This is a genomic window from Veillonella sp. (assembly GCF_019414865.1).
In the GTDB taxonomy this organism is placed as follows: domain Bacteria; phylum Bacillota; class Negativicutes; order Veillonellales; family Veillonellaceae; genus Veillonella.
Map to the genome: position 1 here is coordinate 1 of NZ_DXLG01000141.1, position 3,862 is coordinate 3,862.

Annotated in this window: 4 protein-coding genes; 3 read left to right on the plus strand and 1 reads right to left on the minus strand. The window is 36.0% G+C overall.

All coding sequences use genetic code 11. The annotated features are described in order from the left end of the window. Positions 1–190 precede the first annotated feature (190 nt). Positions 191–940, minus strand: coding sequence for a class I SAM-dependent methyltransferase (locus QZ334_RS07415; RefSeq protein WP_295233264.1), 750 nt, complete (start codon positions 938–940; stop codon positions 191–193). A gap of 147 nt (positions 941–1,087) precedes the next feature. Between QZ334_RS07415 and QZ334_RS07420 the strand changes: the two genes are divergently transcribed. The 3 genes from QZ334_RS07420 to QZ334_RS07430 all read left to right on the plus strand — a co-directional run bounded on the left by QZ334_RS07420 (position 1,088) and on the right by QZ334_RS07430 (position 3,829). Continuing rightward, positions 1,088–2,026 carry a DUF1848 domain-containing protein gene (locus QZ334_RS07420; protein ID WP_295233267.1) on the plus strand — a complete coding sequence of 313 codons (939 nt, stop codon included), beginning with the start codon at positions 1,088–1,090 and terminating at the stop codon, positions 2,024–2,026. A 146-nt stretch (positions 2,027–2,172) separates the two neighbouring features. Then, positions 2,173–3,084, plus strand: a complete 912-nt coding sequence (locus tag QZ334_RS07425) for a haloacid dehalogenase-like hydrolase (RefSeq protein ID WP_227720902.1) — start codon at positions 2,173–2,175, stop codon at positions 3,082–3,084. A gap of 1 nt (position 3,085) precedes the next feature. Next, the gene (locus QZ334_RS07430) at positions 3,086–3,829 is read left to right on the plus strand and encodes a DUF4241 domain-containing protein (RefSeq protein ID WP_227720903.1); all 744 of its coding nucleotides are present in this window, start codon (positions 3,086–3,088) and stop codon (positions 3,827–3,829) included. Positions 3,830–3,862: the final 33 nt, after the last annotated feature.

Consider the following 3,862-nt stretch of genomic DNA (forward strand, 5'->3'; position numbering starts at 1 on the left):
TTAAAAATTAATATCTTAAAAAGTAATTTCTTAGAAATTAATATTTAGTAATAACTATATTTATTGCTATTAACGTTTATAATCTAATAAATTATTAGTATATAAAGAAAACCCACTCATGATACTTCATGGAGTGGGTTTTGTATTATGGAATAGTGATTTTACTGACCTATTAGCTATTATTCAATATCTATTTAATTGCTTTTACTAAAAACATAGGTACAGGAATGTAGAATTCATCTTCTTCACTGTAAATACGAGGGCCTACAGTAGGATCAATCGATACAGAGCTGGCACCCATTTTAGTGAGTAGCTCTTTATCCCATTGTGGACGTGTGTAGGATGAAATTTCTAACATATGGTAGATTGTGTGGCAACGTTCCTTTAGTTCATTGCTTACGTGTTCATGTGCATGATGCACAGATTGTGGTAAATCATGATGATTGCGTGCGTGTTCCGCATCATAATTAAGAATTAAACCACCAGGACGGATGACACGTAACCATTCAGCATAAGCTTTATCTGGATGCGGTAAATTCCATGTCACATTGCGAGCCACAACGATATCAAAGGTATTAGTATCAAAGCTTAGGTTTTCTGCATCCATAACGGAGAAGGTAGCATCAGATTGTAAAGACTCAGCAAGTTGATTAGCCTCATCAATCATTTTAGGCGTAATATCGATACCATGTACTGTATGGCCCAACTCAGAGAGAATAATGCTGAAAAAACCTGCGCCACAGCCGATATCTAAAATGCGTAGAGATCGATCAGAGTCAAAGATATGGCTCATTAATTCATCGCGCCATAGTTTAAGTTTAGGGCTTTCTAATTCTTTAGCTCGTAAAGAACCGAAATCACGCGCTCGATCGCTCCAATAAGAGGTAATAAACTCTTTGTCATCCTTCATAGGATGATTTTTTTCAAATATATCGTTCATCTTTTTGTTCTCCTCATTTTTAATACACTTAATAGTACCATAAAATGAGAATGTGCCATACTGTAAATATCACACTTACTACATAAATTATTAATATTGAGTATGATATAATACATCTATATTTTTATTTTATGAAAGGGCAGGACTATGATTTTACAGACGGGACAACGTACGGATATTCCTGCCTTTTATGGGCAATGGTTGATTAATCGTGTTCATCAAGGATTTGTAGATGTACGAAATCCCTATAATCCAATGCAGATAACACGGTATCCTATTAATCATGATGTGGTAGATGGTATTGCTTTTTGTACCAAGAATCCTTTGCCTTTCATTCCATTACTACAAGAAATAAATGATTATAGACAGTTTTGGCACATGACCATAACCCCTTATGGTCCAGATATCGAGCCCTATGTACCAAAAGCAGATTCTGTAATAGATGGATTTAAACAAATATCTACAAGACTGAATCCTCAATCCATGGTGTGGCGTTATGATCCTATTATTTTAACCCATAACTACACAATAGATTTTCATTTTGAAAGCTTTTATAACATGGCTAAGGCTCTCGAAGGATACACGGATACGGTAGTTGTAAGTTTTTTAGATATATTTGATAAGGTGGCCCAGAACTTCCCTGAAGGTTTTAGACCAAGTGTTGATGTACAACATAATATTATTAAGGAGCTTGTTTCTATTGCTCATTCTTGCAATATGGACCTTAAAACCTGTGGAGAAGGGGACGCATTTAAAGAATTAGGTGCTAATACGGAAGGTTGTTTAACCTTAGATTGTTATGAACGGGCTTGGAATGTTACGTTAAAAGCACCAAAACGAACCCCAGCGAGACCAGAATGTAATTGTTATTTACATGGTGATATAGGTGCCTATGATAGTTGTAGTCACTTCTGTCGCTATTGTTATGCCAATACAAATCAGGCGGCAGTCCGACACAATCGTTTGTTACATGATACAACTTCTAGTTTACTTATTGGACAGCTTCCAAAAACGGCAATTATTAAAGAAAGCATGGAAAAAAGCTGGATTATTGATACAAATTACAGGCAAGAAACTCTATTTTAGATGGAATTACGATGCTATATAACGCCTATTTCGTTGACGAATCATGTAAAATAGATAGCAAAGGGGGTTGTCAAAGGGACACCTCAGGAATATAAGAGGGTAGAACGACGATTGTTATGTTTATACTATGTTAAAGGAGGTGTCGTATGATAACATACAAAAGTGATTCTAAAGATTCATCCCTAGTATCTCGTGAAGACTCTATGCCAGTCCTTGCCATGTGCTACGATTTTGATAAGACCTTAACACCTGATGATATGCAGGCGCAAGGCTTTATTCAATCTGTTGGCTATGATGAGGAGCAAATTAAGCAGTTCTGGCAAGAATCTAATCAATTGGCTAAGAAAAATGATATGGATAATAACTTGGCCTATATGTATAAGATGATCCAAGAAGCCGTAGGTCGCTTTTATGTAACTAAAGAAAAGCTCATGGAATATGGGAATCAAGTAGAATTGTATGACGGTGTTCGCACTTGGTTTGAACGTATTCGAGAATATGGATTAGAACATGGGGTTCGCATTGAGCATTATATTATCTCTTCTGGATTGAAAGAGATGATAGAAGGCACTGAAATGGCGAAAGAGGGAGCTTTCACCAAAATCTATGCTAGTGCATTCATGTTCGATGATAAAGGCGTAGCTGTGTGGCCTGCGCAAGCAATTAACTATACGAATAAAACTCAGTTTTTATTCCGTATTCAAAAAGGAATTCTAGATATTAATGATACAGGCGTTAACGATTATGTGAAACCTGAGGACCAACGTGTACCATTCCGCAATATGATTTATATTGGAGATAGTGATACAGATATTCCTTGCATGAGCCTTGTTAATGCTAATGGAGGCCATTCCATAGGTGTGTATGATCCTATTAAAAAGGACAAAGATAAAGTATATAAAATGATGCGTCATCACCGTATACGCTATTATGCACCAGCAGACTATACAAATGGCTCCCAATTAGATACATTAGTTAAACAAATTATACGTAAAACAGCAGCATATGAAGTGTTAGAGGGCGAGTATATACATTGTAAACACGAAGCAGAGGAGTAATATGGAACAATCTAAATTGACAAGTGAATGGATTCAAACGTTTAACCGTTTAGGTTCTGAAGGTAAATTAAAACCTACTGTACCATATCATGATTTATTTAACCGTAAAGAGCTAAAAGGATTTCCTTTACATACATTGCCTATGTGGACTGTAACATTCCCAACAGGTCATATTACATGCTGTGATCCTTTGGTAACATTACCTAATAAACCAGATACGTATATTAGAACTGTAGAACCAGGTACGTATTTGTTAGAAACAAAAATTATTGAAATGGAGCCAAATGAGTATCGCTATGTGGCGAGCCGTGTTGTTTTTAGTGGCAATGAGCCTGTGAACTATGAATTGGCTTTAAAAGGTACGGAAGACTTAACAGATCTTGATGATGGTGAAAGCTACATCGGATTCCCTGTAGATTCTGGACTTGCTACTGTAGTTGATGCAGAAACTATCGAAACTTATAGAAAGTTCTATGATCAATGGCATACAAACTATCCTGACAAGAATATCTATGATGATTACTACAGTGATTTGTTCCAGTTAAATGCATTGGCATATCCACAATTCCAACGGTCTAAAGGGGATTGGATTAACTTTACAATTCCTGAAACTGAATTAACAGTACCTATGATTCAATCGGGATTTGGAGATGGTTTATATCCTGTATACTGGGCCTTTGATAAAGATGGTCAAATCTGCCAACTGATTATGGAATATATTGATTGCAGCGAAGCATATCAATAATATGATCTAGTGTAGTATGTAAAGATATAAACC

Bases quoted from the DNA above. Each gene is read 5' to 3' on its own strand.
- QZ334_RS07415 (WP_295233264.1), bottom strand. From the start codon at position 940: ATGAACGATATATTTGAAAAAAATCATCCTATGAAGGATGACAAAGAG.
- QZ334_RS07420 (WP_295233267.1), top strand. From the start codon at position 1,088: ATGATTTTACAGACGGGACAACGTACGGATATTCCTGCCTTTTATGGG.
- QZ334_RS07425 (WP_227720902.1), top strand. From the start codon at position 2,173: ATGATAACATACAAAAGTGATTCTAAAGATTCATCCCTAGTATCTCGT.
- QZ334_RS07430 (WP_227720903.1), top strand. From the start codon at position 3,086: ATGGAACAATCTAAATTGACAAGTGAATGGATTCAAACGTTTAACCGT.